The sequence below is a fragment of the Mycobacterium sp. genome (assembly GCF_032162105.1).
Classification (GTDB): Bacteria; Actinomycetota; Actinomycetes; order Mycobacteriales; family Mycobacteriaceae; genus Mycobacterium.
This window is the reverse complement of the sequence record NZ_JAVRPS010000691.1, coordinates 1-26,855: the sequence shown is the minus strand read 5'-3', so window position 1 is coordinate 26,855 and position 26,855 is coordinate 1. Positions and strand designations below refer to the sequence as shown.

General features: G+C 67.2%; 36 protein-coding genes. 13 read left to right on the top strand and 23 right to left on the bottom strand.

From position 1 onward, the window contains the following. The coding region (locus QOC69_RS35020; RefSeq protein WP_526447261.1) for a type IV toxin-antitoxin system AbiEi family antitoxin at positions 1 to 707 on the top strand (707 nt) is incomplete at its 5' end. An 81-nt stretch (positions 708 to 788) separates the two neighbouring features. Here the strand turns inward: QOC69_RS35020 and arcA are convergent. Beyond that, entirely contained in the window at positions 789 to 1,994 is a 1,206-nt protein-coding gene (gene arcA, locus QOC69_RS35015; RefSeq protein ID WP_526447259.1) for an arginine deiminase, read from the bottom strand. A 46-nt stretch (positions 1,995 to 2,040) separates the two neighbouring features. Between arcA and soxR the strand changes: the two genes are divergently transcribed. Further along, a complete protein-coding gene (gene soxR, locus QOC69_RS35010; protein ID WP_526447257.1) occupies positions 2,041 to 2,472 on the top strand; it encodes a redox-sensitive transcriptional activator SoxR in 432 nt (143 codons plus the stop codon). A 30-nt stretch (positions 2,473 to 2,502) separates the two neighbouring features. Next, positions 2,503 to 3,099: an alpha-ketoglutarate-dependent dioxygenase AlkB gene (locus QOC69_RS35005; protein WP_526447255.1), complete on the top strand. Its 597-nt coding sequence runs from the start codon at positions 2,503 to 2,505 to the stop codon at positions 3,097 to 3,099. Positions 3,100 to 3,101: 2 nt separating this feature from the next. Here the strand turns inward: QOC69_RS35005 and QOC69_RS35000 are convergent, their stop codons facing one another. Continuing rightward, positions 3,102 to 3,761, bottom strand: a complete 660-nt coding sequence (locus tag QOC69_RS35000; RefSeq protein WP_526447253.1) for a DUF5642 family protein — start codon at positions 3,759 to 3,761, stop codon at positions 3,102 to 3,104. A 29-nt stretch (positions 3,762 to 3,790) separates the two neighbouring features. Beyond that, positions 3,791 to 4,453 (bottom strand): DUF5642 family protein, encoded by a 663-nt coding sequence (locus QOC69_RS34995; protein ID WP_526447251.1) that lies wholly within the window; start codon positions 4,451 to 4,453, stop codon positions 3,791 to 3,793. A gap of 57 nt (positions 4,454 to 4,510) precedes the next feature. On the opposite strand from QOC69_RS34995, the gene bsh reads away from it, so the two are divergent. From bsh to QOC69_RS34975, 4 genes are all read left to right on the top strand, one after another. Then, a complete protein-coding gene (bsh, locus tag QOC69_RS34990) occupies positions 4,511 to 5,482 on the top strand; it encodes a bile salt hydrolase (RefSeq protein ID WP_526447250.1) in 972 nt (323 codons plus the stop codon). Positions 5,483 to 5,557: 75 nt separating this feature from the next. Further along, positions 5,558 to 6,256: an envelope biogenesis lipoprotein LpqN gene (gene lpqN, locus QOC69_RS34985; protein WP_526447248.1), complete on the top strand. Its 699-nt coding sequence runs from the start codon at positions 5,558 to 5,560 to the stop codon at positions 6,254 to 6,256. Beyond that, a complete protein-coding gene (locus tag QOC69_RS34980) occupies positions 6,253 to 6,648 on the top strand; it encodes a hypothetical protein (RefSeq protein ID WP_526447246.1) in 396 nt (131 codons plus the stop codon). The genes lpqN and QOC69_RS34980 overlap by 4 nt, the downstream gene beginning before the upstream one ends. Positions 6,649 to 6,650: 2 nt before the next feature. Continuing rightward, a complete protein-coding gene (locus QOC69_RS34975; RefSeq protein ID WP_526447244.1) occupies positions 6,651 to 7,556 on the top strand; it encodes a hypothetical protein in 906 nt (301 codons plus the stop codon). Between the two features lie 34 nt (positions 7,557 to 7,590). Here QOC69_RS34975 and QOC69_RS34970 read toward each other — a convergent pair whose 3' ends face one another. The 5 genes from QOC69_RS34970 to QOC69_RS34950 form a co-directional block, all read right to left on the bottom strand. Beyond that, positions 7,591 to 8,409 (bottom strand): shikimate 5-dehydrogenase, encoded by an 819-nt coding sequence (locus tag QOC69_RS34970; protein ID WP_526447267.1) that lies wholly within the window; start codon positions 8,407 to 8,409, stop codon positions 7,591 to 7,593. After that, the gene (gene pat, locus QOC69_RS34965) at positions 8,409 to 9,407 is read right to left on the bottom strand and encodes an acetyltransferase Pat (RefSeq protein WP_526447242.1); all 999 of its coding nucleotides are present in this window, start codon (positions 9,405 to 9,407) and stop codon (positions 8,409 to 8,411) included. Before pat ends, QOC69_RS34970 begins: the two co-directional genes overlap by 1 nt. 45 nt (positions 9,408 to 9,452) lie before the next feature. After that, entirely contained in the window at positions 9,453 to 9,698 is a 246-nt protein-coding gene (locus QOC69_RS34960; protein ID WP_526447240.1) for a hypothetical protein, read from the bottom strand. 175 nt (positions 9,699 to 9,873) lie between these two features. Next, the gene (locus QOC69_RS34955; protein ID WP_526447238.1) at positions 9,874 to 10,350 is read right to left on the bottom strand and encodes a hypothetical protein; all 477 of its coding nucleotides are present in this window, start codon (positions 10,348 to 10,350) and stop codon (positions 9,874 to 9,876) included. Positions 10,351 to 10,437: 87 nt separating this feature from the next. Further along, positions 10,438 to 10,938, bottom strand: coding sequence for a DUF6328 family protein (locus QOC69_RS34950; RefSeq protein WP_526447236.1), 501 nt, complete (start codon positions 10,936 to 10,938; stop codon positions 10,438 to 10,440). Positions 10,939 to 11,141: 203 nt separating this feature from the next. Between QOC69_RS34950 and QOC69_RS34945 the strand changes: the two genes are divergently transcribed. Beyond that, the gene (locus QOC69_RS34945; RefSeq protein ID WP_526447235.1) at positions 11,142 to 11,570 is read left to right on the top strand and encodes an STAS domain-containing protein; all 429 of its coding nucleotides are present in this window, start codon (positions 11,142 to 11,144) and stop codon (positions 11,568 to 11,570) included. A gap of 1 nt (position 11,571) precedes the next feature. On the opposite strand, the gene QOC69_RS34940 is transcribed toward QOC69_RS34945, so the two are convergent. The 7 genes from QOC69_RS34940 to QOC69_RS34910 all read right to left on the bottom strand — a co-directional run bounded on the left by QOC69_RS34940 (position 11,572) and on the right by QOC69_RS34910 (position 16,670). Next, positions 11,572 to 12,201 (bottom strand): SAM-dependent methyltransferase, encoded by a 630-nt coding sequence (locus tag QOC69_RS34940; RefSeq protein ID WP_526447233.1) that lies wholly within the window; start codon positions 12,199 to 12,201, stop codon positions 11,572 to 11,574. Next, positions 12,201 to 12,959, bottom strand: coding sequence for a PIG-L deacetylase family protein (locus QOC69_RS34935; RefSeq protein WP_526447231.1), 759 nt, complete (start codon positions 12,957 to 12,959; stop codon positions 12,201 to 12,203). The genes QOC69_RS34940 and QOC69_RS34935 overlap by 1 nt, the downstream gene beginning before the upstream one ends. Next, positions 12,956 to 13,897 carry an acyl-CoA dehydrogenase gene (locus QOC69_RS34930; protein ID WP_526447229.1) on the bottom strand — a complete coding sequence of 314 codons (942 nt, stop codon included), beginning with the start codon at positions 13,895 to 13,897 and terminating at the stop codon, positions 12,956 to 12,958. Before QOC69_RS34930 ends, QOC69_RS34935 begins: the two co-directional genes overlap by 4 nt. After that, a complete protein-coding gene (locus QOC69_RS34925; protein WP_526447227.1) occupies positions 13,894 to 14,616 on the bottom strand; it encodes a glycosyltransferase family 2 protein in 723 nt (240 codons plus the stop codon). The genes QOC69_RS34930 and QOC69_RS34925 overlap by 4 nt, the downstream gene beginning before the upstream one ends. Positions 14,617 to 14,820: 204 nt before the next feature. Next, positions 14,821 to 15,189, bottom strand: coding sequence for a hypothetical protein (locus QOC69_RS34920; protein ID WP_526447225.1), 369 nt, complete (start codon positions 15,187 to 15,189; stop codon positions 14,821 to 14,823). A gap of 24 nt (positions 15,190 to 15,213) precedes the next feature. Continuing rightward, on the bottom strand, positions 15,214 to 15,759 hold the full coding sequence (locus QOC69_RS34915) for a type 1 glutamine amidotransferase domain-containing protein (protein WP_526447223.1): 546 nt from the start codon (positions 15,757 to 15,759) through the stop codon (positions 15,214 to 15,216). Beyond that, positions 15,756 to 16,670, bottom strand: coding sequence for a CHAD domain-containing protein (locus QOC69_RS34910; RefSeq protein WP_526447221.1), 915 nt, complete (start codon positions 16,668 to 16,670; stop codon positions 15,756 to 15,758). Before QOC69_RS34910 ends, QOC69_RS34915 begins: the two co-directional genes overlap by 4 nt. A 106-nt stretch (positions 16,671 to 16,776) precedes the next feature. On the opposite strand from QOC69_RS34910, the gene QOC69_RS34905 reads away from it, so the two are divergent. Next, the gene (locus tag QOC69_RS34905) at positions 16,777 to 17,154 is read left to right on the top strand and encodes a hypothetical protein (RefSeq protein ID WP_526447219.1); all 378 of its coding nucleotides are present in this window, start codon (positions 16,777 to 16,779) and stop codon (positions 17,152 to 17,154) included. Between the two features lie 21 nt (positions 17,155 to 17,175). Here QOC69_RS34905 and QOC69_RS34900 read toward each other — a convergent pair whose 3' ends face one another. From QOC69_RS34900 to QOC69_RS34880, 5 genes are all read right to left on the bottom strand, one after another. After that, on the bottom strand, positions 17,176 to 18,075 hold the full coding sequence (locus tag QOC69_RS34900; RefSeq protein WP_526447217.1) for a mechanosensitive ion channel family protein: 900 nt from the start codon (positions 18,073 to 18,075) through the stop codon (positions 17,176 to 17,178). A 58-nt stretch (positions 18,076 to 18,133) separates the two neighbouring features. After that, a complete protein-coding gene (mbp1, locus tag QOC69_RS34895; RefSeq protein ID WP_526447215.1) occupies positions 18,134 to 18,367 on the bottom strand; it encodes a microaggregate-binding protein 1 in 234 nt (77 codons plus the stop codon). Between the two features lie 124 nt (positions 18,368 to 18,491). Further along, a complete protein-coding gene (locus QOC69_RS34890; protein ID WP_526447212.1) occupies positions 18,492 to 19,508 on the bottom strand; it encodes a DNA topoisomerase IB in 1,017 nt (338 codons plus the stop codon). A 54-nt stretch (positions 19,509 to 19,562) separates the two neighbouring features. Further along, a complete protein-coding gene (locus QOC69_RS34885; RefSeq protein WP_526447210.1) occupies positions 19,563 to 20,099 on the bottom strand; it encodes a cysteine hydrolase family protein in 537 nt (178 codons plus the stop codon). A gap of 32 nt (positions 20,100 to 20,131) precedes the next feature. Then, entirely contained in the window at positions 20,132 to 20,995 is an 864-nt protein-coding gene (locus tag QOC69_RS34880) for an alpha/beta fold hydrolase (protein ID WP_526447265.1), read from the bottom strand. A 122-nt stretch (positions 20,996 to 21,117) separates the two neighbouring features. On the opposite strand from QOC69_RS34880, the gene QOC69_RS34875 reads away from it, so the two are divergent. The 3 genes from QOC69_RS34875 (at position 21,118) to QOC69_RS34865 (ending at position 23,226) form a co-directional block, all read left to right on the top strand. Next, positions 21,118 to 22,476, top strand: coding sequence for a WS/DGAT/MGAT family O-acyltransferase (locus QOC69_RS34875; RefSeq protein WP_526447208.1), 1,359 nt, complete (start codon positions 21,118 to 21,120; stop codon positions 22,474 to 22,476). A gap of 100 nt (positions 22,477 to 22,576) precedes the next feature. Further along, entirely contained in the window at positions 22,577 to 22,810 is a 234-nt protein-coding gene (locus tag QOC69_RS34870; protein WP_526447206.1) for a type II toxin-antitoxin system Phd/YefM family antitoxin, read from the top strand. Next, a complete protein-coding gene (locus tag QOC69_RS34865) occupies positions 22,807 to 23,226 on the top strand; it encodes a type II toxin-antitoxin system VapC family toxin (RefSeq protein WP_526447204.1) in 420 nt (139 codons plus the stop codon). Before QOC69_RS34870 ends, QOC69_RS34865 begins: the two co-directional genes overlap by 4 nt. 25 nt (positions 23,227 to 23,251) lie before the next feature. Here the strand turns inward: QOC69_RS34865 and QOC69_RS34860 are convergent, their stop codons facing one another. The 3 genes from QOC69_RS34860 to QOC69_RS34850 form a co-directional block, all read right to left on the bottom strand. Beyond that, positions 23,252 to 24,490 carry a KasA/KasB family beta-ketoacyl-ACP synthase gene (locus QOC69_RS34860; RefSeq protein WP_526447202.1) on the bottom strand — a complete coding sequence of 413 codons (1,239 nt, stop codon included), beginning with the start codon at positions 24,488 to 24,490 and terminating at the stop codon, positions 23,252 to 23,254. A gap of 91 nt (positions 24,491 to 24,581) precedes the next feature. Then, positions 24,582 to 25,061, bottom strand: coding sequence for a DUF309 domain-containing protein (locus QOC69_RS34855; RefSeq protein ID WP_526447201.1), 480 nt, complete (start codon positions 25,059 to 25,061; stop codon positions 24,582 to 24,584). Positions 25,062 to 25,110: 49 nt separating this feature from the next. Next, positions 25,111 to 25,929: a helix-turn-helix domain-containing protein gene (locus QOC69_RS34850; RefSeq protein ID WP_526447263.1), complete on the bottom strand. Its 819-nt coding sequence runs from the start codon at positions 25,927 to 25,929 to the stop codon at positions 25,111 to 25,113. 114 nt (positions 25,930 to 26,043) lie between these two features. Here QOC69_RS34850 and QOC69_RS34845 point away from each other — a divergent pair. Beyond that, a partial coding sequence (locus tag QOC69_RS34845) for an NAD(P)H-dependent amine dehydrogenase family protein (protein ID WP_526447199.1) occupies positions 26,044 to 26,855 on the top strand: 812 nt, incomplete at its 3' end.

The following is a 26,855-nucleotide window of genomic DNA, read 5'->3' as shown; positions in this document are numbered from 1 at the left end:
GGTCGGGTCGCGTCGACGTCGTCGCCGGGCGCGCCGCCGCTGCACTGCATGGAGCGTTGTGGGTTGTCGGCGTCACGCCGATCGAGCTGTTCGGGCGTCGCGGCCGTCCGCCGGGTGGCATCGTCGTGCGCAACGAGCGGATCGACCCCGACGAGATCACCGTCGTCGACGGCATGCCGGCAACCTGCCCGGCGCGCACTGCGCTGGACCTTGCTCGACACCTGCCACGCGATATAGCCATCCAGCATCTCGATGCGTTGGCGCGCGCAACGGGGGTAACGGCAAAGGACGCCCTGTCGCTGGCCGGCCGGTACCCCCGCGCGCGTGGGCTGCGCCGCGCGGAGGTCGCGCTCGATCTGATGGACGGCGGCGCGCAATCGCCGAAGGAAACGTGGTTGCGACTGGTACTCACCGACGCCGGGTTTCCGCGGCCGCGAACCCAGATCCGGGTGAGCGATGGCTTCAACACTGCGTTCTTCGACATGGGCTGGGACGACCCGATGATCGGGATGGATTACGACGGCGATCAGCATCAATTCGACCGCCAGCGCTACGTCCACGACATCGGCCGCAATGAATTGGTGCGACGCGAGGGCTGGCTCGACCTCCACGTCGTCGCCGAACATTCGAAGCGATTCATCGTCCACCGCGCCGCGGAAGCCTTCGACCGCCGCGGTTACCCGTTGACATTGCGTCCAGGGTGGTGAGAATCGGCGGATCGCAGCCCTGGACGCAATCTCGACGCGAATGGGCAGCGGAGCGGCGGGCGAACGGGCAGATGCGCGCGGTTAGAGCGGGTCGCGGGCAGCGGGACACGACATGCAGCGTGGCCCACCGCGACCGGTACCCAGCTCCGACGCCGAGATCCGCAATACCTCGACGCCCGAATCCTCGAGGCGCGCATTGGTCTCCGCGTTGCGTTCGTAGGCCACCACCACCCCGGGTGCCAGGGCGAGTGTGTTGTTGCCGTCGTCCCATTGCTCACGCTCGGCGGTGACGGGGTCCAGCCCGGTGTCGATGACCCGCAGCTTCCCGATCCCCATCGCATCCGCGGCGGCATCAACGAACGGGGCGGCGCGGTCGATCGTCACACCGCTCGCGGAACGGCGAATGGTGAACGCCGACAAGGAGTCGACGATGTTGGGATACATGACGACGGCGTCGGTGTCGACCATCGTGCAGACCGTGTCGAGGTGCATCTGTGCGCGTTCCTGGGCGATCGGCACGGCCAGCACCGTGTGGGCGAGTTCGTCGTCGAACAGGCTGCGCGCCAACGCCTCCGCACCCGCTGGCGTGGTCCGCTCCCCCACGCCGACGGCCACCACTCCCGGCGCAAGCAACAGCACGTCGCCGCCCTCGACCGGCGCAGAACGCGACTCGTAGGCCCGTCGCACCCCAAGGAATCGCGGGTGGTGGGCGTAGATCAGGTCGGTCAACGACGTCTCGCGCATGCGCGCGGGCAATGCGAGCGACGTGATCGCCACCCTTGGCCCGATCCAGAACGACGAGTCACGGGTGAACAGCAGGTTCGGCAGCGGGTCGATGACGAAGTCCCCGCCATGGTGCATCCGACGCACCAGCGACAGTTCGCTTTCGCCGAACGGCAATTCGTTGAACGTCATACCGGCCATCAACACGCGGGCCAGCGGCGCGGCCTCCAGCGTTCGCAGGTAGACCGAAAGTTCCTGGGACAGAGGCAAACCGAGGCGCCGCGCATCCACGGCCGCCGAGATCCCGTGCATCCGGGCCGCCCCGCTGTTCAACGCCTCGGTGAGGAGGTCGGCGAGCAGCAGCACCTCGACCCCGCGGGAGCGAAGCACGTCGGCGAAGGCGTCATGCTCGTCCTGCGCCCTGGCGACCCACGGCAACCCGTCGAACAGCAGCGTGTCGTTGTTGCGCGGCGTCAGGCGCTGCAGTTCGGCACCTGGACGATGCAGGATGACCACCCGCAGCGTGCCTACCTCGGAATTGGAGCCCAGCACCGTATCCGTCACATCTAGCACCGTAACGCCATTCGTCACCTCAACTATGGTTGAGGTCATGGAGTTGCTCGAGTTGACCCCAGGGGAGATGGCGCACCGCAGCGGAGTGGCGGTGTCCGCGCTGCACTTCTATGAACGCGAAGGCCTCATCCACAGCAGGCGTACGTCGGGCAATCAACGCCGCTACCCTCGCGAAACGCTGCGGCGGGTGGCGTTCATCCGGATGTCGCAGCGCCTCGGCATCCCGTTGGCGCGGATCCGCGAGGCGTTGGCCACGCTGCCGACGAACCGGATTCCGACGAGCAAGGACTGGGCGCGGCTGTCGTCCGGCTGGCGCGAGGACATCGACGAGCGGATCCTGCACCTGCAGCGATTGCGCGACAACCTGGCCGGGTGCATCGGCTGCGGCTGCCTGAGCTTGAAGACGTGCCTGCTCGCGAACCCCGGCGACGTCATGGCCGAGCGTGGCCCCGGCGCCGCCAATCTGTGAATTCGAACGCCTGTGCGATAACATGCGGTGGTGTCCTTGACGGTTCAAGGGTCGCTTTTCGACCACGCCGAACGACGCTCCCTGGGTGACGGCGCGTGGATCGACCTGCGCTCCGGCTGGCTAACCGGCCACGACACGCTGTTCGACGAACTCGAGGCGTCGATCCCGTGGCGCGCCGAGCGCAGGCAGATGTACGACCGCGTGCTCGCCGTGCCCAGACTCGTCAGCTTCCACGATCTCAACTCCGATCCGGCGCCGCACCCCGTCATCGCGAAGCTGCGCGTGCGCCTGAACGACATCTACGCCGGTGAGCTCGGCGAGCCGTTCACCTCCGCCGGTCTCTGCCTGTACCGCGACGGCGACGACAGCGTCGCCTGGCACGGTGACACCATCGGTCGCAGCAGCACCGAGGACACCATGGTCGCGATCGTGACCCTCGGCGCGCGAAGGGTTTTCGCGATGCGGCCGCGCGGCGGTGGACGGTCGCTGCGGCTGCCCCAGGGCCACGGTGACCTGTTGGTGATGGGCGGCTCCTGCCAGCGCACCTGGGAGCATTCGGTGCCGAAGACGGCCAGGCCGACGGGCCCGCGGATCAGCATTCAGTACCGTCCGCGCGACGTGCGGTGAGCTCAGCCGCGCACCGCGGCCACCGCGGCGGTCAAAAGGTCTCGGGCCCGCTGCGTGTTGACCGGGGCGACGGGCTGATTGGGCAGGACCAACGGGTTGGCCGTGACGATCACCAGAATGCTGCCGAAGCCGGCCACGTAGTTGTAGAGCTCGCCACTGGCCGGCTTACCGTCGACTACGGTCTGCACGACGCGGTGGGTGCCGAGCGTGCGCGCGCCGTCGATCGTGGGCGATTCAGCGACCTCGACGAGACCGCGTGAACCCGGGCCTGCGAAACCCACCTTTTGGCATGCCTGTCCGGGGTCGGTCAACGGCACCGGTTCGGAGGTCTCGACCGCGATCGCGATGAACCGGTTGCCCTCCCCCTCCGCCGTGGTGGCCGCCATGTTTCCCTTCAGACCGGCTGGAAGGGCCAGGCCCGCCGCGAACTTCGTGCAGTCGGGCGGCTCGAACTTCACTCCGGGCGGAAGGGTCTGCGGCGCAAGGATGCGCGGGTCGATGCCTGTCGGCGCGACGGTGGTGACCTTGAAATCCGGCCCGAAGGTCGACTTGACGTCGAGGACTCTGGAGATGTCGTCGGGGACGTCGGTTGTGGTCGGTTCACCGCTGGAGCAGGCGGCCAGCAGAGCGGCGCATGCCACGGCGAACAGCGTCCTGAGCATCGCCGCCAATCTACCTGCAACGGATGCGCTCAGCCCCGCAGCGCCGACACCGTCTTGACCAGAAGCGCCGCGGCGAAGTCGGCATCCAGGACGGGGCCCGACGAGCCGGGGTCGGTCACCACCGTCACGTACGCGGCGTATCCCTCGAAGTAGGCGGTGAACGTGTCTGCGTGGGAATGGGTTTCGGTGCCGCCCTCGACCACGGTGGCGGCCTCGACGCCCACGCCCAGCGTCGTCGCGGCCTCGATGGCAGGCGCCGCGACCGTCGTCACGGTGCCGCTGGTGTGTCCGGCAGACAACGTCGACGTGCCGCACTCGCCGATCAGCGCGGGGTCCGGGCTGGCGCCAGACGCGGCCGCCGCGACGACGTACACGATGCCGCCAGGTCCCGATCCCGACCAGCCGCGGACGGTGGCGCCGTCGACGGGAGGATCGGACAGCACACCGCACTGCGACGGGTCGGCGACCCATTGCGGACCGAACCCCCAGAACGCCAGCGGCGCGGTGCGCCCGACGAGATCGGCGACCTCGTAGCCGGCGGGCAGCTCGCCACGGACCCGGGCCACGTCGACGAGATCGATCGCCGCCGACCGTGACGACGACTCGGGCGGACCGGCCGGGGGGCCGGGCGCATCGGACGGGCCGCAGGCCGCACAAAGCGCTACCGCGAGGCATGACGCGAAGGCGCGCACGCCGTCTTGATACCACAGCTACGCTGACGGGCGCCGACATCGCGAGAGGACACACCAATGTGCACCCGAGTCTTATGGAATACCAATGACATCGCTGTCCTTACCGGTCGGAGCATGGACTGGCCGGAGTCGACGCAGCCGCTAATCGTGGCGTTCCCGCGGGGCCGTCAGCGGGACGGTGGCCTCCTGTTGACCGAGGTCGTGGTGCCGGACAACCCGCTTCGCTGGACCAGCACCTATGGCAGTCTCGCGACCACGGTCTACGGCATCGGCACCGTCGACGGCCTCAACGAGCGCGGACTGGCCGTGCACGCTCTGTACCTGAAGTCGACCGACGTGGGGCCGCGCAACCCGAATCTCCCCGGGCTGCAAACGGCACTGTGGGCGCAGTACCTGCTCGACCAGGCGGCCACCGTCACCGAGGCACTCGCCCTGATGGACGCGGTCCAGTTGGTGATGGTCAGCGCCCATGGGTTCGACGCGACGCTGCACGTCGCCATCGAGGACGTCGACGGCGACTCGGCGGTGATGGAGTTGGCCAACGGCGAGCTCGTCGTGCATCACGGACGGGAATTCACCCTGATGACCAACGATCCGACCTACGACGAGCAACTCACGTTGCTTGCTGCGCAAGACTTCTCGCATCCCAGCAGCGCCATGCCCCTACCCGGCAACGTCAACCCCATCGACCGGTTCCAACGTGCCGCTTACTACTCGGCGCTGCTCCCCAAGCCGGTCAGCGAGCGCCAGGCCGTGGCCGGTGTCATGGCCATCATGCGCAACGTCTCGGTGCCGTTCGGCGCGCCCTACGCCGACTTCGGCGTGTACAACACCGAGTACCGCTCGGTATGCGACCTGACCAACCGCACGTACTTCTTCGAGCTCACCACCAGCCCAAGCACCATCTGGGTGCAGCTCGAGGGCCTCGACCTCGACGAACGGGCACAGACCAAGGCCGTCGACCCGTACGACGACACGCTGACCGGCAACGTGACCGAGCGTTTCGCCCCACGGGAGATCGGTTTCTGACGGCGACCCGGCAATCGCGTGCGTATTTGGTTTGCTGACCGTAGGCTCATGCTGCTTCCGACGACAGGAGACTCCATGCCCTCGCCCATGAAAGCCGGTGGTACCGCCATCGCCGTTGTCGCACTGGGCCTCGCCCTTGCGGGTTGCGGGTCGGACACCAAGTCCGCGCCGAGTTCGTCCTCGTCGAGCAGCAGCTCGAAGAGCAACAGCTCGAAGAGCAGCAGCGCCGCGCCGTCCACGCCAGCGCAGGCAGGCAAGAACGAGACGATCGCCGACTACATCAAGGAGAGCGGGATCACCGAGACCCCGGTCAAGCGTGGCGAACCGGGAACCCCGACCCTCGACCTGCCGATCCCCGCAGGCTGGGCGGATGCCGGGGCGAAGACGCCCGACTACGCCTGGGGCGCCATCGTCTCCACCGATCCGACCATGGCCGCCGATCCGCCATCCATCGTCGCGCTGATGTCCAAGCTGACCGGCGACGTCGATCCGGCCAAGATCCTCGAGTACGCGCCCGGCGAGCTGAAGAACCTACCCGGCTTCGAAGGCGGCGACGGCAACACCAGCACCCTTGGCGGGTTCGACGCCTATCAGATCGGTGGCAGCTACGTGAAGGACGGCGCCAAGCGGATGATCGCCCAGAAGACGGTCGTCATCCCCAGCAAGGGCGACGTCTTCGTGCTGCAGCTGAACGCCGACGGCCTCGAAGACCAGATGGGGCCGTTGATGGACGCGACCTCCCAGATCGACGAGAAGACCACGATCACGCCATGACCGCAGTCCAGCCGCCCATCCCCGGCGAGCCGCCGCCCCCGGAGCGTGGGCTCACCCGCGAAGAGCGCGGCCGCGACGTCAGCGAGGCGCAAGCGGAAGCCGAAGCCGAGACGTCGAAGTTCAAGCAGTTCCTCCACGCGATGAGCCCCCGCCTGGTGTGGTCGCAGGCCGAGGGCTACCCGGTCGTCGTCAAACAGTTCCTTCAGTTCTGCCTGATCCTCATCTATCCCGCGTGGGTATTCGCCGTGCTGGTGGGCGGCCTGCTCACCCTGCTGTTCTACGTCACGGTTTACCCCCTCCTCTGGGTCCTCTTCTGGCCGGTGCGGGCCTACCAGAAGAAGAACCACCCGGAGGAGTACGCGGCGACCAGGGAAAAGTTCGCGAAGAAGTAGTAGTGGGCCTCTTCAACCGTCCTGGCGGCGCGAAAGTCGTTGTGTCACCGGCGAACGTCACGCCACGACAGACCGTCACGGCCACCGTCACCACGGACAAGGCCATCGACAAGGTCCGGTCCGCGCGCCTGGAGTGGGGTTACACGAACTTCTACCAGTACCACTGGGCCGGTCGGGTGGATTCGGCGGCCGCCGCAGGCAACGACACGATCTGGACGATGGATCAGGTCGGCACCAACTACGGCGGTGACCGCGACACCGACGACTGGGTGAGCGTCGTCGGCGAGGACGTCCCCATTGCCACCGGGCAGTTCACCGGCGCGTCCTCGACGTTCCGCATTCCGTCCTGGGCACCGGCGTCATCACCCCTGATCGCCCGCTGGGAGTGCCGGCTCACCGTCGACCGCCCCGGCCGCGACGTCGACGCCCGCGGCGAGTTCACCGTGGCCATCGGCACCGCCGACGTCGAGGCCTACGTGGATCCCATCGAGGTGGTAGCCGGTGCGGCCGAGACCGTGATCGACATCGCCCTGGCATCGCCGGTGTACCGCGCCGGCGAGATCATCACCGGCCAGGCGACCCTGACACCCACGATCGACCTGCCCGACGGCGACCTCGCGGTCTCGTTGCAGCGCGACCGGGAGTCGCATCCGCTGACCCGAACACCGGGTCCCGGAACCCAATGGGACGGCCGAATCGTCACACTGGGCAAGCGAATTCCGCTGCGCGCAGGCGTGCCGGTGGTCCTTCCGTTCGAGATCCCGCTCCCTGCGGACGCACCGCCGACGGCCACGGCAGTGCACTCATCGCTGAGCTGGTTCGTTCAGGCCCGGCTAATGTACGCGGGATTCACCGGCCACATGCTCGAGCGGGTGCGGCGGCCCATCGTGGTGGTCAACGCGGCCTGACCTTCCCCCGTCGCTTCGCTCGCCCCTGGATACGTCAGGCCCGCGAGATCGCGGAGGCCTCGGCGATCTGCTCGGCCGTCGGCCGTACGCCGGTGTAGCGCTCGAATTGCTCGGCGGCCTGCAACGCGATGACCTCGGCGCCGGTGATGACGTCGACGCCCGCCGCACGCGCCGCGATGATCAACGGCGTCTCCGACGGCAGCGCCACGACGTCGAAAACCGTGTGCGCGTTGGCGATCGCCCGGTCGTCGAAGGTCTGCTCGGTTGCCTCCGGCGCCCCCGCCATCCCGAGGGGCGTCACGTTGACGATCACCGAAGCAGACCGGGAGCCGACGTCGGGTGCATAGTCGTAACCGAGTCGCTCGGCCAGCGCACGCCCGGCGTCCTCGTTGCGCGCGACGACGGTCCCTGACCCGAAGCCGTGGTCGCGGAACGCGGCGCCGACCGCGCTGGCCATCCCGCCGCTGCCGCGAATCAGCACCGTCCCTGCGGGGTCGAGGCCGTGTTCGTCGATGAGCCGTTGCACCGCGAGATAGTCGGTGTTCGATGCGGTGAGGTAGCCGTCGTCGTTGACGATGGTGTTCACCGAGTGGATGGCCCGCGCCGACTGCTCGACCTCGTCGACGAGCGCGATGACGTCCTCCTTGAACGGCATCGACACCGAGCAGCCGCGGATGCCCAGCGCGCGCACGCCACCGACGGCCGCCGCGATGTCGGTGGTGGTGAACGCCTTGTAGATGAAGTCAAGGCCGAGCACGTCGTAGAGGTGGTTGTGGAACCGGGTGCCGATGTTCGACGGCCTGGCCGCCAGCGAGATGCACAGCCGGGTGTCCTTACTCAATGGCGGGCGCATCACCCGACCGCCCTCACGACCTGGCGCGCGAGCGAGCTGATCTCGCGATACAGCTTCGGAGGGATCGACAGCGCGCGGAGCGGTGGCACGTCGATGACGGTAGTCACGACGCCCTGCTCGTCGCGGTGCCACTCGGCTCCGTAGCGGTCGAGGATCGTGCGCATGGAGTAATTCTCCGACAGCACCCGCGCGGTGAACCGCTTTATCCGGTCGCCGCGCGCCGCGACGGCCAACGCGTCCATCAGGAACGTCCCGACGCCCCGGCCTTGGTAGTCGTCGCCGACGATGAACGCCACCTCGGCGACGGTCGGGTCCGCCACATCGCGGACGAAACGCGCGTCGGCCACCACCGGTCCGTCGACGCCATCGGTCATCACCCAGACGAAGTGGTCGACGTAGTCGACTTCGAACAGGTAGGTCATCAGCGAGGCGGTCGGCGTGCGGGTCGTCTGAAACCGCCGGTAGAACGTCTCGGCGGAGAACAGCACCGGGCCGTGCACCGTGCGCTCGTTGTCACCGGGCAGCACGGGACGCAGATACAACTCCGTGTGGTCACGCAGGCGCACCGGAATCGGCGTGAGGTAGGCGACCAGCCGCTGCCGCGCCGTGCGCAGCAATTTGTCCAGCATGCACGGCGCCTCGAGCATCGCCGCGAAGGCTTCCCGCCCGCCGACCCAACCCGACAGCGCGTCGGTGGCCGTCACCGTGGCATTGCGTGGCGCGTCACGCAACAACGCGATCTCGCCGACGATCAACCCCGGCCCCACCTCGACGACGCTGACGTCGCCGCCGTCCCCGACGTGTTCGACCTTCGCGTGACCGGAGCCGATCAACAGAAAGGTGACGGCGTGCTCGCCCTGGCGCAGCAGCACCTGTCCCGGCGCCGCGACGAGCGTACGCAGGTGGGCCGCCAGCGGACCCAGTGATTCGACGGAGCAGCCCGCAAAGAACTCCAGGCCAGCCAGTTCATCGGCGCTGACCGCAGTGGATCCCGCCACGCCCCGAGGCTACGGCGTAGCCCCGGGGCAGGCAATCGGCAACGACTACCCGGGAAGGCCCTGCTCCTCCTTCGGCAACGGCGCGGGGCCCTTGATGGAGGGCTCCGCCACGGGCACCGGCACTTCGCTGGCCGGGGTGGTCGCGGTGACGGTGACACCGGTGCTCATCGAGGATCCGGCGATGGGGCCCGCTCCCGACGACCCTTGCAGAATTGCCCCGGCCAGGGCCGCCCCAGTGATGGCAACTCCTGCGCCGATGACGGCGAACGGCTTCATGTTTCTTGCGCTCACGGTCCGAACTCCTTACGTTTGCTAAACATCCCCTCCCCTAGAGCGCATTTCCCGGTCACATCTATTCCGTTCCGGCGGATTCAAATTCATTGCCGGCTGCCGAATCTCCGACTGGGGCGGCACGCGCCCAGCTCAGCGCGGTGACCTCGATGCGGGTGTGCCCGGCCTCACGGCCTCAGGGAAGCGGCGCGACGCTGTCCATGGGAGGACCACTCAGATCGGAGACGGCCCGGCCGGCAACCGTCGTCGCAATCGCCTTGCCGTCGCGGATCACCGCCAAGATCGAGACCTCGTCATTCACGTCGAAAGCCGAACCCGCGCTGCCGATTCGGCTTCCGTGGTCGGTGATCGCCGTGGTGTCGGCGTTGATCTGGTAGGTCCGCGCGAACCCGTCCGAGCTGCGCGCGGTAAGGGAGTCCGGCGACACGGCCACGAGGGTGCCCTGCTGGCTGACCGGCTGCGGCGCCGGCGCGGGGTCGGCGTCGGGCGTGCCTTGGCCATAGGGAATGGACGAGCCGACGAAGAACACCACCGCCGCCGACACGACCGCGGCAAACACTACCGCCGCCGTCACCGCGGCGAAGACGCGCTTGAACTGGCCCTCATTGAACTCGCGGCCGTCCCGATCCTGCCTCCGATGCTTGGAGCCCATGGCTGGCTCTCGCTTTCCGCGATCACCGCTGCCTTGCCGTCGATGGCGGTGACCACTGTCTTCCGATGCGCTTCACATACCCCTGCTTCAACGCCGAGAAACGCGCATCCATGCCGGGACGACCACCCAGAAGGCTCCGAACGCGGCCAGCGCCATCGCACCGGCGACCACCGCGGCCGTGCGTCCGGCCACCGCGTCGAAAATGACCGTCGTCGTACCCACCATCACCAGGCCCAACAACAGCAGACCCGCATATGCCATCCGGTGCGCGGCCGATACGAGAGAAGCGAGTCGGCGCTGCCGGAACAGCACGCGGTGCATCCCGACCGGAGCGATCAGGAGCACGGTCGACGCCACCGAGCACGCCACGGTCGCCAGGTACACCATTCGCATGTCCTGGCCCAGGACGTCGAAACGCTGCTGAAAGGGCAGCGTGAGCAGAAACCCGGTCAGCAATTGGACGCCCGTCTGCACCACGCGCAGTTCCTGCAGGAGGTTCGACCAGTTGCGATCCAGCCGTTCGGTTTCGGTCTCCGCACGAACGGACCGATCCCACTGCTCGTCGTCCTCGGGACGGTCGACGTCCACGCCACGATCATTGCACCCCCGCGCACTCCCGGGATGCCAGACGCTGTTCACTCGCCCGAAATTTACGCGCTGACCAGCAAGTACTATGCCGATCTAAACGTCATTGTCGGGCCACCGGATTCGTACTAGAGTTTTCTGAGGTTGAGTCCACAGCTGCCGGAGACGTCGTCACAGGCGCCTCAGTTCGACTTATGGAGTTCACCGTGTCAATCGCTGACACCCACGCCCAGAGGTCGGCACCCAGCGCCCCGCGGGAACCGGCCCAGTTCACCAGCTGCCTCATCAGCGCGTCGACGGTGATGGTCGCGGCCGAGGGCGAGGTCGACGCCTGCAATGCCCATGACCTCGCCGAGTACGTGGAGCGCAGCCTCGAAGCCTCGACCCGGTTGATTCTCGACCTACGTAACCTGCACTTTTTCGGAACACAGGGCTTTTCTACGCTCCACAAGATCAACGTCATCTGCTCGGGAAGCGGCGTGAACTGGGTGGTCATCCCCGGTCGCGAGGTGGACAGGCTGTTGCGAATCTGCGATCCGGGCGGCGGCCTGCCCGTCGCCACCACACTGGAGACGGCGGTTGCGGCCGTCGTGCGGGGACCGCGGAGCCATCTGAGGATGATTCCGCGGAGTTAGTTCACGTGTGCACTCCCGGGACGCCGGTCCCGCCTGCGACCGACTGGGCCGCGCCGCCCGTGACGAAGACGTCGATGACGACGTCGTCATCCGAATAGTGCGCCAGCGCCTGCAGTTCGGCGGTGTCGGCGATGATGAAGTTCGCCTCGTCGCCGGTCAGCGGATAGTCCTCGACCGGATGGCGCCAATGTGCCGCGAGCACCGTCGCTCCCGCGGCCAGGCGTGGGCATTCCCGGTCCAGGACGGCGCGCAGGCTCTCCGCATCGAAGTAGTACGCCACTTCGGACAGAACCACTAGGTCGAAAGCGTCCGCGGGCCAGCCCGAGTCGAGTGAGCGCCGGTCGAGAGTCACCTGCTCTGACCGCCCACCGCGCTCCAGTCGATCGGCCGTCGCCTCGAGCGCCGCCGCCGCGACGTCGGTGGCCGTCACGTGATCGCACCTGGCGGTCAGCAGTTCGGTGAGCACGCCCACCGAACACCCCGGCTCGTACGCATGGCGGTAGTGCGGACGCGGCAACATCGCCATCGTCATCGCGTACTTGCGTTGGTCGTACCACCGCCCGGCGAGCTGCCAGGGATCGGGCGACTTCGCGTACATCGCGTCGAAGTAGTCGTCGGGGACGCGCCGCATCAGCGGAACACCGCCTCTCCAACGGCGAGCAGTCGTCGCACCACGAAGGGTGGCAGGACCGCCTCGGCGCCGGGTTCGCGCGGTGTCAGCTGCGTGCGGAACACCTTGGCGGCGCGTCGTTTACGTACCATCGCGGCGCGGTCCAACCGTGTCTTCGACATTCGGTGCCACGGGACGTCGTCACCGTCCGGCACGGCCCAGTGCCACATCCACACCGGATACTCCAGCAGCTCTGCTCCCGTACGTTCGGCCGCTGCTGCGGTCGCGCGGCCGACCGCTTCGTGGTCGGGATGCCCATCTCCGCGCCACGTCGCGGCGCACCACGCCCCCGTCGGCCCGGCTTCGAGCAGACCGGCGAGACGGGCAGTCAACTCCGTCTCGTGGTCACGCAGTTCGCCGTCCGGCAGCCCGAGGCAGACCGGAGCGCTCAGGCCCAGAATCTCGGTGGCCCGATGCAATTCGGCCCTTCGATCACTCTCCAGCCATGTTCGCTCCCGACGGGAGAGTTCGGGAAAGGCCCCGCCGCCGTCGCTCACCGACACCACCTGGACCTCGACGCCGCGTGCCCGCAGAGTGGCCGCGGTGGCACCGAAGCCGAGGGTCTCGTCGTCCGGGTGGGGCGCCACCAGGACGAGGGCCGGGCAATCGTCGAGATTCAGGTCCGGGAACTGGCGCCGCCAGCCGAGCCACTCGGTGGTCGACGTACCTCCGGCGTGGATCGGTCGGGCGGCGAACCGGGATCCGTTGCCGAAGGTCACCTCGCCGCCAGCCGTCCCAGGGCGGCGAGATCGCGCTCGGCGTGGCTCTGCCGCACGTAGAGCGTGAGATCTGCGACGCGTTGTGCGTGTTCGCCGTCGAGTGCGAGCGTCTTGGGGCCCAGCGCGCGCCCGGTGCGCGTGATCACCTCGTCGACGGCGTGCTCGACCACGGCGCGGACCCGTCGTGCCATCAATTCGGCCCGGTCGCCGTGTGGTTCGGCGTCGACGTAGCAGGCGGCCGACATCAACACGGCTTCCCCTGCGGCGAGCGCCGCATCGACCGCACCAAGGTGAGCGTGGGCGTGCACGTCCCCCGACGCACTGCTGTGGTCGTCGGCGACCGCGCCGTACAGCGGCCCGGCGACGCCGCGCGCACCACCGAGCCAACAGGCGGCCACGGCGATGGCGCCGTGCCAGAACCCGGCCCGGTCGAGATACTCGCCCGGTCGGCCGACGGGTTCCGCAGCCGCACCGGACAGTTGAACCGATCGGGTATCGCTGGCGCGCATGCCCGCGTTGCGCCAGCTGTGTGTCAGCGGCATCACCTGCGGCTGGCTCAGATCGACCGCGTAGAGCCCGCGCAAGTTGTCTTCGCGGCGCGCGGTGATCAACGCGTGCGTGCACAGTCCGGCGCCCGAACACCACGCCTTCGTGCCGTCCAGGACGGCCGTGTCGCCGTCGTCGGTCACGGTCACGATCGCCTCCGCCGACTCTGCCGCCCACACGCCCCACAGTTGGCCCGGCTTCGGTGTGGGGCCGCCGAGTTCCGCAAGGATCGCCACCGCGTCGGTGTGTGCCTCGGCCAGCCGACCCGAGACGACGTCGCGCTCGGTCAGCGCCGCAAGCTTCCACCATCTCCGCGCCGTCTGCCCGGATCCGGGTGCCGGAAGATCCAGCTCACCTCGTTCCAGCCAGCGCCACACCAGCTCGGGCGTCATGCGGATCCCCGAGTCGCGGCTGGCGGGATCCGGCGTAGATATGCCGCGAATCCCATGGGCGCCTTGCCCTTCTGACGAGCCGACGTGGTGACGGACAGCCGCTCGTCGCGGTCGATGACGAAGTCCTGCTCCTCGAAGCGCCGGACCAGGTCGACGTCTTCACCGGTGGGGAGATCGGCGAATCCGCCGACCCGCCAATAGGCTTCGGCCCGAAAACCAAGGTTGGCGCCATGGACGTGGCCGTGGCCGCGGCCGTCCAGGCGGCGCTTCGAGCGGTACGCGTTCAGGTAGCGGCGCACCGCCGCAGCGGGCAGGTTGCGCCAGTTGGCGACGCGAACCACACCCACGACCATGTCGGCACCCGACGCGGTCTGGCGGATCAACCAGTCCGGGTCGACGTGGGTGTCGGCGTCCGTCGTGGCGTACCAGATGCGGGATTCGTCGGTATGCTCCATGCCGCATGACGATCGCGCGTAACTGAAGCCCGCAGCGCGTGAAGTCCCGACGTTGCGGGCGTCGACCTCGATGAAGTGCACGTCGCTGCCGAATCGACCTGCGAGGTCGATGCTGGAATCGTCACATGCGTCGAGCACCACCACGGTCAGAACCGGCATCGACGAGCACGCCGCCGCCGTCACCACCGCTTTCAGACAATTCGGTAGGCGCGCGGCCTCGTTGTGGGCGGGGATCACCACGACGGCTCGTTCGAACGTCGTCACCGATTCGTCCTCGCGCGATGAACCAGGCTGACGCTCGGCATGACGTGACCTCGTGCTCCTTCGATGTGGTCCGGTAGGTCACCGGCATACCCGCGCATGTCGTGGGCTACGCCGCAGGTGATGGGCGGAAACGGGTCGCGGCGTGACATTGGACGCGGGCACGGCGATTGGCCAGACTGGTGCCGAGGCGCGGACACCACGCCGCTAGTCCGCTTCCCACGGGGGCGTGTCATCCATCTTGCGGTAGTACTTCGCCAGGTGGCTCTTGATTCGGTCGACATCGCCCTTTGGGACGTCGACCCCACCCCGTGAGCCTTGCAGAACCGCGCCGGCGGCCATCACGCCGTGTGGCACTGCCACCAACCGCCCGTTCACCACATCGGCAATCAGCAGTTTGTACGCCGTGAAGTTCTGCTTCTTGTCGCTGTCGTACCAGACGTGCGCGTTGCGGTACTTCTCGTTGGGCTCGTCGGTCGCGTTCGCCCATTTCCGGACGCGCTTCTCGGCTGCCGCACCATCCCACTCGCGGTCGCGGTCGGCCATCGATAGGTCCTGGAATGCAGTCACAGACATGGTGTTTCCTTCGCTCTGCTGGCTCTAACCGCTCGCGAACCGGCCGACGATCGCCCTGCAGAACGCGGGCAGGTCGTCCGGCGATCGGCTGGAGATGAGGTTGCCGTCGACGGCGACCTCCTCGTCGACCGGATGGGCTCCGGCGTTGCGCAGGTCGGTCCACACGCTCGGATACGACGTCAGGGTTCTGCCCTCGGCCACTCCCGCGTCGATGAGCGTCCACGGTCCGTGGCAGATCACCCCAACGGGCTTGCCCGATTCGACGAAGTCGTGCACGAACTGGATCGCCGATCGGTCGAGGCGAAGTTTGTCGGCGTTGACGGTGCCGCCGGGAATCACCAGTCCGTCGAATTGGTCGACAGCGGCGTCGCCGACCTCCCGGTCCACGCGAAACTCGCCAGCCGGTTGGAGGTCGTGATCCCGTGCGTCGATGGTGCCCAAATGGAGCGACAACAGTTCGGTGTCACCGCCGGCCTGGTGCACCGCCTCGACCGGTTCGTCGAGTTCACGTCGCTCGACTCCATCGGTTGCCAGGATCGCAATCCGCTTGCCTTCCAAGACGTTGCTCATGAGTGTCCCTCCTTGGTCAATTCATTTGCCTTCGAACCCGCTTTCGCGGCTATCCGCTGTTCGCGCGCATACAGCAGGCCGTAGGTGAATCCGTTTTGGTCCCGAGACGAGCCAGTACCAGCCGCCATCCGGCGCAGCACATCCCGCGCCACCACGGTGTCTTGATGATCGCCAAGAACGCTCTGAACCTTCTTGTACGCCTTCGCCTTCCGACTGGCCTGCGGCCGCACGGCGCCGACCAGCTCCCCCGCGTACCGGGCACGCTTCGCAGCCTTACGGGCCGAATGCAGCGCGACGTCCTGACCATCACCGACGGCGGCGACCAGACGCCGGTCCGCCTTGCGCCGGGCCTTCTTGAAGCGCTTGCGCAGTTCGTCCACACCGAACCCGTCCTGGAGGGGCGGCTCGGTCCGCCACCGACGCAGCACGGCCATCATGCCCAGATAGCGTTCGGAATCCATCGCGTCGGTCACGCGTCTACGGGCTGGGCCTTCCATGCCGAGCAGAGTGTTCCGGATGTCGGACCGCACCGGACCGAGGATCAAATCGTCGGGAAGCCGATCGAGCGCGTCCCCGAACCGTTTGCGCTGCACCTGGCAGTCCCGAACTTCGCCGAGCACAGCCGCGAACCACTTCAGCTCGGATTCGATCTCGGTCGTGGCGGCGCGGTCGAACAGTTTCGCGAACACGCGCAAGGTGCCGCGCACCCTGCGGATCGCCACCCTGGTGTCGTGAATCGGGTCGACGCCTCTGCGTAATTCGGCATCCCCCGAGACCATGCGGTCGATCTGCTCACCCAGGTAAACGGTCACGGCGCGTTGCGCCGGTGACGAGCGCGTCCTTGCGGGAGCCACCACGCCGTCGAGTCTTGGCACCGGGTACGCGCGCTCGCGTTGAAGTGTCTCGGCCATGACAATCACATTTCCCTACGCCAAGCCCGCCAAACATCGCGGTTTCGCTGCCTACCCGCCGGGTATGCCGTAACCAGATTCAGTACCGATTCGGGAGGCGGCCGCCATGTCCGCAGCAGACGTCAGACACGAAGAGCGCGCCGATGACGGCGCAAACGCGGCCGAAACGCAGCCCCATACCAGACGCGCGGTCGTCAATTGGACTCTCGCGCTGCTGACCATCCCTGGCGCGCTTGCCGTGGTCGCCTATTCCTACCTGCAGGTGCTGGGCACCGCGTCCTGCACGGAGGGAGCGTGCAGCCGGCTGGGACCGGGAGAGACCGTGTTCGGTCTGATCATGTACGGGTCGCCCGTCGTCCCTGCGGTGGCGATCGCGCTGTCGTTCCTCACCGCCCGGCGCGCGCGAGGGTTCCTGGTACCAGCGGTCGCATGGGCGATCCTTCTGATCGCCATCGCAATCCTGGCGCTGTCGTTCGACAGATAGCCAGCCGCACATCGGAGTTCGTCAACCTGCATCGACAGTCGGTGCGCCACTGGCGATTCCGGCGCGGCGCAGCGCAGCGACCACCAGCACGCGCAGTCGCCTGCCGACGTCGAACTGCTTGCCAGGGAGGGTGCGAGCCACCATCTGAAGTTTGATGGTGTCCACGCCGATGCTTTCGACCCCCATCAACGACGGCTCGTCGAGCAACAGATCCGGCAAGGTGTCGTCCGTCATGGCGCTGGCCGAGACGCCGCGAAGCACCTCGTTGACCCGGTTGAGGTCGGCCGACACCGGTACCGGGATGTCGATGACCGCTCGCGCCCAGTCCTTGGACAGGTTCAGCGCTTTCACGATCTGCCCGTTGGGCACGGTGTACACCTCACCGTCACTGGTCCGAAGCTTCGTGACGCGCAGCGTGACGTCCTCGACCGTGCCGCGCGCGTCCTCTGACGAGCCGTTGATGGTGAGTCGAACCAGATCACCGAAACCGTACTGCTTTTCGGTGATGATGAAGAAACCACTCAGCAGATCCTGGACGATGCGCTGTGCGCCGAAGCCGAGAGCCGCACCCAGCACGGCCGCCGGTGCCACGAGCGAACCGACGGGTAGGCCAAGTGTGTCGACGATGTCCACGGCCACAACGGCATACAGCACCGCGACCGCAACGGAGGAGATCACCGAGGCGACGGCTTGGCGGTGCTTGACCGACTCGGACCGGACGGCGGAACCGTCCTCGACGGCCTCGTCCAGCCTGCGGCTGATCTTGTTGGCGATCCAGCGGATCACCCGTGTCGCGATCCACGCGCTGGCCAGAACCAAGACGATGTGCAGTCCCTTGGCGGTGATCCAGTGACCGAACTGCGATGTCCAGAGGGCGTTCCAGTTTTCGTTGACGGGTGGTGCAGTGACGTTGTTCACCATGGGTTTTCACGCAGCAGAAGGCCCGGCTCATCTCCTCGAGCCGGGCCTCCGCACCGCCCTACTGCTCGGCGGCCTCGCGGGCCTCATTCGCCTTGGCGGCGCTGCGGGCGCTCTCGGCCTCCGCTTCCTTCTTCGCCGCGTCGCGGTGCGCGTCGGCCTTGTCCTGTTGGGCCTTGCCTTCGCGGTGAAGATCCTCGCGATCGGTCACCTTGCCGATGACCTCCTTGGCCTTGCCCTTGACGCCTTCGACGACGCCTTCGACGGCCTCTTCGACTCCGTTGCGCTGAGCCATGTATCGCTCCCTTCCTAGGTACGCGCCCGGTTCTCCGGACCCGTCAAACGTCTTCCCGACAACGGCCGCCACGAAACACCACCGATCCGCATCAGTCGGGTCACCGGGCCTTCAGCGACGGGAATCAGCTGGTGGCAACGCGTTGAATGAGCGATCGAGTGGCCTTGTCCAGGATTGCCTGTCGCTTCTCGACGTCCCTGCTACGACGCGCGCGCCTGGATGCGGCGGCGATCGTCACGCTGGTCTCATATCCGGCGACCACGCGTGGATCCACGTACGAGCCCCGCGCCACGGCGGGGGTGTTGCCGAGGGCCTCGGCAACCTCCTTCATCACCGCCGACTCGACGCGCTTGATCACCGCCTTCGACACCGGCGGGTCGGCGTCGACGAAGGCTTCGGCAGCCAGCACCGTGCCGTGCCAGGTACGTAGGTCCTTGACGCTGTAGTCGTCGCCCATCAGTTCCTTGAACCGCGCATTGAGGGCGTCGGCCTGCACGTTCACCCAGTCGCTTCCCTCGCGGCACACCAGGAACCTCTCAGTGCGATCTGGCCGGCGCAGGAGTGAACGCACCGCCCGCACGACTTCGGCGTCCTCGACTTCCAGGCTCCGGCGCACCCCGCTCTTGGCGGGATAGTCGAACGCGACGACGGCGCCGCGCAGCGTGATGTGGTCGCACAACAACGTCGCCAGTCCGTGGGACTCGTTCTCTTCGGCGTACTGCTCGCCCCCGGCGCGAAAGTAGCCCAGGTCCACCAGATGCAGCGCCAACGCCAGCACGCGTTCTCGTTGCAGACCGCGTCCCCGCAGATCGGCGGCCACCCGGGCTCGCCACTCGGGTAGCCGCTTCGACATTTCCAGGACGCGGTCGAACTTCTCCTCGGCCCGCTCGTCCTGCCACTTCTGGTGATACAGGTACTGGCGACGGCCCGCGACATCAGTGCCGACGGCCTGTATGTGTCCGTTGGGGTACGGGCTGATCCACACCTTCTTCCACGCGGGCGGGATCACCAGCTCCTTGATGCGCTGCAACGCGACGTCGTCATCGAGAGGCTCGCCATCGGGCGTGTAATACGTGAACCCCTTGCCGCGGCGCTGTCGTGTGATGCCGGGCTTGGAGAGCACGCTTCGACGAAGTCGCATGACAGCCCTACTTTGCTTGCGTTCGCGACGGGCCTCGGGCCGAAATGCCCGCTGTCACAGGCATTTCTCCACCGGAGTCAGGTCGGCACCCATGTTGCGCTCCATCATCTTCAGCGCGGCCTCGCCCAGCTCGGGGAAGATGTGCGCTACGGCGTTCGGCGGAACCACGACTTCGAGATGTCTGATGTAGCCGTCCAGGGCGCTGTAGAGGATGCACTGCTCGGTGACCTGGCCGGCGAGCACAATGCGCTCGGTCTCGTGCCGGCCCAAGAGGTAATCCAGTGGCGTGGCATAGAACGCACTGTGGCGGACCTTCGTCAGGAACGTGCAGTCGGCGTCAGGCACGATCGGCTTGACGAGCTCAGGGCGCTCGCCGTGCAAGGCTGCCCTGGCGAGTTCGTGCCGACCCGCGCTGAAATCACCGTGATTGTCGTTGACGTAGATGAGTTCGACGTCGTCCCGGTCGCGAGCCGTCGAGATCAACTGCGTAATCGGGCCGATGACTTCAGCGACGCTCGCGGCGAGCGCCTCGGCGTCGGGATGGTCGTAGGTGTTCAGCATGTCGATCACCAGTACGGCGGTGGCACTCACCCCGCACGGATACCCGCCACGCGGGCATCAAACTACTGCGGGTGGCCCTGCGCCACCTGGTGCAACGGGGCAGCGCTCGTCGTGGCGATGAAGTCGTCGATGAGGTCGACCACTTCGTTGGGCGCCTCGACGTGCGCGAAGTGCCCGACGTCGGGGAGCACCTCGACACGGCAGTCCGGCCTGGCCTCCAGCGCGGAGTAGGCGTGGTCGACCGGGATGATGGCGTCCTGTTCTCCCCAGATGGCCAGCGTGGGCAGGTCGGCGCGGAGATTCAGCCTGTTCAGCGCGCTCACCGACTGGCCCCGGTAGTCGACTACCGAGCGCAGGGTGCGCAGGAACGCCTCACGGGTCTCTCGGTCCGAGAAGGACGAGTATGCGTTCCAGATCTCTGCGCCGCGCGGCGAACGCAGACCGAGCGAGCTCAGCCACCCCCGCACCGAGTTCCCGGCGCGTAGCACCGGCGACGGGGCGATGACCGGCATGACAAGTTCGGCGCCGGGCGCTGCGAGCAACCGCAAGATCCAGCCGACGTCGGGGCCCAGGCCGCCGCTGCTGATCAGAATCAGGCGGCGGCAGTAGTCGGGGTGCTGATAGAGGAACTGCATCGCGATGCCGCCGCCAAGCGAGTGGCCGACGACCGTCGCCGAGTCGACCCCCAGTTCGTCGAGCAGGTCGCGCAGCCCGACCGCGAAGGCGCCCAACGAGTAGTCGGTGCGCGGCTTCGACGATTGCCCGTGCCCCAACAGGTCGGGAGCGATGACGCGGTACTTCTTGGCCAGCTGGGGCAGGACGGCGCGCCACGTCTGCGAACTTCCGGCCATCCCGTGGATCAGCAGCAGCGCCTCGCCTTCGCCTTCGTCGATGACTGCGAACTGCTCGCCGTGAATGTCGATCATCTTGGATGCGGTCACTAGAACCTGCCTTCCCTATGCACCGAGACTACCGGCGGGTAATTTTTCTGGCCCACATTTGAGGTTGTCCTGACTGCGAACCACGCAACGTGAGTAACGTCACTTTCATGAAGTTGATCTCGCCGACGGACTCGATGTTCCTGCTTGGCGAATCCCGTGAGCATCCAATGCACGTCGCAGGATTACAGCTGTTTCTGCCGCCCAGCGACGCCGGTCCCGACTTCGTCCGCGACCTGTACGAAACGATCGTCAAGAACGACGACGTCCAGCCGACGTTCCGCAAGCATCCGGGCAGAATGCTCGGCGGCATCTCCAACGTCGCCTGGGCGTTCGACGACGACGTCGACATCGACTACCACCTGCGCCGGTCGGCCTTGCCGCGTCCCGGCCGGGTGCGCGACCTGCTCGAACTCGTCTCGCGCCTGCACGGCACCCTGCTCGACCGGCATCGGCCGCTGTGGGAGGCAAGCCTCGTCGAAGGCCTCAGCGACGGCCGCTTCGCGGTGTACACCAAGATCCACCACTCGCTTCTCGACGGAGTCTCCGCCCAACGCCTCACGATCCGGGCGATGTCGCCGGACCCCGACGACCGCGAGACCCGGGTGCCGTGGACGCTCGGGCCGAAGCCGAGGAAGGCGGGACCCTCGCGGTCAGCGCTGCGGTCACTGGCCGACGTGGCGGGATCGATTGCCGCACTGGCCCCCTCGACTCTTTCGCTGGCCAGGGCAGCGCTGATCGAACAGCAGCTGACCCTGCCGTTCCGGGCGCCCAAGACGATGTTCAACGTGCCCATCGGTGGCGCACGGCGCGCGGCCGCGCAGTCCTGGCCACTCGCCCGCATCAAGGGTGTCAAGAACGCCACCGGAACGACCGTCAACGACGTCGTCCTGGCGATGTGCTCGGGTGCGCTGCGCGCCTACCTCAGTGAGCGGGAGGCGCTGCCGGACGCCCCGCTGGTCGCCATGGTCCCGGTCAGCCTGCGCTCCGAGCACGAGCAGGACGCCGGCGGCAACATGGTCGGCACGATTCTGTGCAACCTGGCCACCGACATCGAGGACCCCGCCAAACGGCTCGAGGCCATCAGTGGGTCGATGCGCGCCAACAAGAAGGTGTTCGCCGAACTCCCGCGCACGCAGGCGCTGGCGCTGTCGGCGTTCCTCAGCTTCGGCGTCGCCCTTGCCGTGGTGCCCGGCTTCGTCACGTCAGCGCCGCCGCCGTTCAACATCGTCATCTCCAACGTGCCCGGTGCGCGAGAGCCGATGTACTGGAACGGCGCCCGACTCGACGGCAACTACCCGCTCTCCATCGCACTGGACGGCCAAGCACTCAACATCACGCTGACCAACACCGCAGGCAACCTCGACTTCGGCCTGGTCGGCTGCCGGCGCAGCGTGCCTCACCTGCAGCGGCTGCTCGGGCATCTCGAGGATTCCCTGGCCGACCTGGAACGCGCCTGCGGGATCTGAATTCGCCTGCCGCCGAACGCATTCGTCGGGATTGGGCTGGCGCCAGATGATCTGACTAGTGACACTAGTCAGACTAGTCTATGGCCGCTATTCTGAATGGATGAAGACCATCACCAGTACGGAGGCCAAGGCCACGCTCAACGCCCTCCTCGCCGAGGTCGAGCGCACGGGCACGTCGGTGACGATTACCAACCACGGTCGGCCTGTCGCGATCCTGATGCCCGCGCAGGAAACGCCGCGGCGGTTCGGCCAGCTGCCGAACCTGTCTGTTCCCGATGGGTTTGACGACCCCTTGCCGGACTCGGAAATCGCCGCGTGGGAAGGAGACTCATGACGCGCGGGCGGCGTGCCGCGGCGCCCCATGCCGTCCTCCTCGACACCCACACCTTGCTGTGGTTGGTGTCCACGCCCGAGAAAGTGTCCCAGACCGCGCGTGACGTGCTTTCCGAAGCGAGCTGCACGGTCTGGGTCTCGGCAGCGTCGGCGTGGGAGATAGCGATCAAGGCCCGACTGGGCCGCCTGGACGGTGAGCCGTTGCTGTCGGCGTGGTCGGACGTCATGACCGATATGACCGCGACGGAACTACCCATCGAGGCGACCGATGCGATCCTCGCCGGCCGCCTGCCATGGGAACTCAACGACCCGTTCGACCGTGTGATCGTGGCCCAGGCTGCTCGGCGCAACTTGACCATTGCGACGCGCGACGAACAAATACGTGACGCCGCACTCACCCCTGTCCTCAAAGTGTAAGCAGGACAGGCTCAGTCAACAGGCCTCAGTACTTGCCGAATACCAATGCGACGTTGTGACCGCCGAAGGCGAACGTGTCGCTCAGCGCGTATCGGTAGTCGGCCTTTCTGGCCTCTTCGGTGACGACATCGAGGTCGATCCGCACGTCGAGGTGGCGCAGGTTCAGGGTCGGGGGCACGACGCCGTCACGTAGCGCCAGCACGGTGAGCACCGCCTCGACAGCGCCTGCAGACCCGAAGGTGTTGCCCAGAGCGGCTTTGGGGGCGTAGACGGCGGGGCGGTGGGTGCCGAAGACCTTCTGCAGCGCGGTGGCCTCGACGAGATCACCGTCGCGGGTGCCCGCGGCGCTGGCGTTCACATGATCGATGTCAGCGGGCGTCAGGCCTGCCAGTTCGATCGCCCGGTGGATGGCGGACGCCTCCTGTTCGGCATCGGGGTCCGAGGCCATCACGTCGTAGCCGTCGGAGGTAACGGACCCGCCCAACACGCGGGCGAGGATGCTGGCGCCGCGGGCCTTGGCATGCTCTTCGGTCTCCATGATCAGCAGCGCACCACCCTCACCGAAGACCATGCCGGTTCGGTCCTGGTCGAACGGTCGGCAGGCACCGACGGGGTCGTCATTGTCGGTGGACAGGATGCCGTCGATCTGGCCGTACGCCGCGAGAGGCACCCCCTGGATCGGGAATTCGACGCCGCCACAGATCACGATGTCGGCATCACCGAACACGATCTGCTGCCACGCCTGGGCGATGGCTGCTGCACCGGAGGCGTCACCCACCATCGGCGCCGACACACCTCCCCGCGCCGCCAAATCCAATCCGATCGCCGCGGCAGGCCCATTGGGCATGAACATCTGGACCGCAAGGGGTGAGACCGCCTTCAAGCCCCGTTCGCGCATGGCGACGTAAGCGAGGAGCACCTCTTCGCCGTTTCCGAACCCGGTGCCCACCGTCACGGCGAGACGAGTCGGGTCGATTTCGGGACACCCTGCGTGCAGCCAGGCGCGGCGGCTCAGCACCAGGGCCATCTTCTGCAGGTAGGACAGACGTCGCAGCTCCACCCGAGTCAATTCGCCGTCGAAGTCCTCGTGTATCGGACCCCCGATGCGCGTTGGGAAATCCAACTCCTCCACGAACGGGGCGGTCAGCGTGCGGATGCCGCTGCGGCCGTCGAGCAGAGCCGTCCAGGTGTCTTCGGCGTCAATCGACAGTGCGCTGGTCAGCGCCACTCCCGTGATGACTACGTCGGGAAGTTCGCGTCGCATCGAGACCGCCTAGTCGAATGTGGGTGATCGTGGACCGTTCTACGGTAACCATGGCCGGCGAACCTCCCGCACCTGCCCTTTGCGCGCGGCGTCACCTGGACTGGACCATCAGATGGGGCGCCAGCCGCTGCGACGTGATCCCGGTGCCGGCCGCGAGATCGTCGACGAGCGCATCGGCCCAGACGGCCAGCCCCGCGGCGTCGATGCCGTGCGGCACCACACCGGCGTCGGCGAGACGGCCGGACGCGCGCCGAAGTACGGCTACCGCACCCTTGGGGTTGCCGCGCTGGACGTGGGTGATGCCGACCGCGAGCTGGGCAAGTCCCTGCCAGAGCAACCGCTCATTCTCGGGACCGTTCTTCCATGCGGCCTCGAGCACCTCGTGGGCGTTGAACGCCAGACCCCGGTCCAGCAGATCCTGGGCATAGGCCAGCGTTGCGGCCGGCGTTAGCTCGAGTTCATCCGGGATGCGCGGAATGCCTTCGCTGCCCGGCGGAAGTGGTCGGCCCATGGCGTCGCGCGGCCGGGTGTTTCGAGGCCTGCCGGACTCGTCGCGATCGCGCTCGACCATGTGCCCATCGTGACAGGCCCCGCGCTGGCGCAGGTCACTTCGTCACGAGTCACGTCGGCGCGGCGAGCAGCCGTTGCGGCTCGGCCAGTGCGGCGTTCAACGCCTCGAGGGTCAGGGCATCGGTGCGGCCGAGGTGTATCTCGATCTGGTATTCCGGCTGGCCGTCACGTCCAAAGATCGGCAGCACGACGAATTCCGTTGTGGGTAAGTCTGCTTCCAACGTCGAGGTCACCGATTGCAACGTCACCATCGTCATGAGGTTGCCGAGCTGGCGGGTCACCGCGGAGGTGGGTTCCAGCGACGCGAGCACGGTGGTGAGTCGGTCGTGCAGGGAGGCGTGGGCGTCGTCGAACCGCCAGGCCCCGTAGCCACGCTTCCGGATGTCGGCGAGCACCCGGCGGTGCTGCTCGATGTCGCGCGGCGTTTGTCGCGGCGTGATACGGCGCAGCCAGTCGTCGATGGCGGTGTCGTCGCGCCAGGCCATCGCGACCAGTCCGAATGGTGGATCGATCGGAAACCGCTGCCCGACGGCATGTTCCCCGTCGGTGTGGTGGCCTACCGCATCGACGGTGATCAGGTGCTGGTCGGTGATCTTCGACATCGAGCATCCGGCTCGGAGGCTGTCGTGCAGCGCGGTAAGGGCGTCGCGGCCGCGGTCGAGGAGCGGGAATTGCGATCGCAGTCCGTGCACTAGTCCGAACAGGCCGCTGCCCAGGCCGTAACGGCGGTCGCGGCGCGCGACCCAACCGCCCTGCTCCAGTTCGGCGAGCACCAACGCGCACGTCGAGGTGGTGATGGCGCACTGCTTGGCAAGCTGCGCCGAGCTCAGGCCGTCGGGTGAATCAGCAAGCGCTTGCAGCACATCCATCACCCGCCGGCTCGGCGGTGATGGCCTGCGGGACGCGCCCGTTGACACCGTCACGAAGATCTCCCTACTATCCGTCCAGATAGTACATGAAGAGTTCCTAATATTAGGAGATCAATGAGCATCAAAGTCGCAGTGTGGGGTCCCGGATCCATGGGAGTCATCGCCCTTCGCGCCGTCATCGACCACCCGGAACTGCAACTGACCGACCTCGTGGTGCACAGCGATGCCAAGGCCGGACGCGACGCCGGCGAACTCTGCGGCATCGGCGCGGTCGGCGTCGCCGCAACCAAGGACGCCGCCGCCATGCTCGACGGTGATGCCGAGGTGGTGGTGTACGCCGCTGCCGCGAACCTGCGGCCGCTGGAAGCCGTCGCCGACATGGTGTCGATCCTGCGGGCGGGCAAGAACGTGGTGTCGTGCTCGGTGGTGCCCCTGGTCTATCCAAACGCGGTCGATTCAGCATTCACGGATCCGCTCCGCGACGCGGCCCTTGCCGGCGGGGTCTCCTTCTTCACCACGGGGATCGACTCGGGATTCGCCAACGACGTTCTGCCGCTGGCGTTGTCGGGCGTGTCACGCAACATCGACTCGATCCGGATGACCGAGATGTTCAACTACGGCACCTACCCCGACCGTGCCGCCGTCTACGAGATCCTCGGATTCGGCCAACCGCCCGAATTCGCCGCGTTCGCCGCCACTCCGGGCGTCTTCACCTTCGGCTGGGGTCCCGTACTGCATCAGATCGCCACCGGACTCGGGACGCGCATCGACGACATCGCCGAGACGGTCGAACGCATCCCCGCCGAGGAATCCTTCGATACCCCGACTGGTCACATCGCGGCGGGCACGATCGCCGCGATGCGCTCGACGCTGACCGGATACGTCGACGGCACACCGACATTCGTCCTCGACCACGTCAGCCGCAT